The 545-nt window shown below is 62.0% G+C and carries 1 protein-coding gene; it reads right to left on the bottom strand.

Annotation, left to right across the window (positions count from 1 at the left end):
• The coding region (locus G7A99_RS25875) for a phospholipase D-like domain-containing protein (protein ID WP_305792374.1) at positions 1 to 243 on the bottom strand (243 nt) is incomplete at its 3' end.
• Positions 244 to 545: the final 302 nt, after the last annotated feature.

Raw genomic sequence — 545 nt, 5'->3', positions numbered from 1 at the left:
GTCGATCACCGGCCGGTTGGCGGCCTCGCCGATGAGCAGCCCCTTGGTCTCGACCGCCAGCCAGATGGCGGTGGCGCGATGATGTAACGCCTCGTCGATGCGCCGGGCGAGCGAGGGGCTGTCGATGAGGAAGCCCGATTCCGTGTTGAGGTTCGCGGAGCGGGCACCGAAGTTGAACGAGCCGACGAACACCCGCTCGCCATCCATGGAAAAGGTCTTGGCATGGAGGCTGGCGCCGGAAATGCCGATCAGCCCGCCGACGAATGATCCGCGTGATACCCCGAGCAGTCCGGAGACCGCAAAGCTGACGTAATATCCATTTCAGTCCCCCTCGATGTTCCTCACGACTACCGATGCTCCGGACACTGGCGCTGTCCAGATGTCCTGATACTCTGAATATCCAAGACCAGAAGAAAAGAAACCGCCCGAGGGTATCGTCGATCCAGGACGTGTCAGCGACGACAGGCTGCAGCATGCGTCCCCCCGCAACCGCGAGATCCAGCGCGTCACCGATCGACGTGTAAGACGGCGGTAGTCGACTAAGC

The organism is Arhodomonas sp. KWT (genome assembly GCF_010993615.1).
Note: the sequence above shows the minus strand (reverse complement) of the source record. Positions and strands in the feature narration are given on the sequence as shown.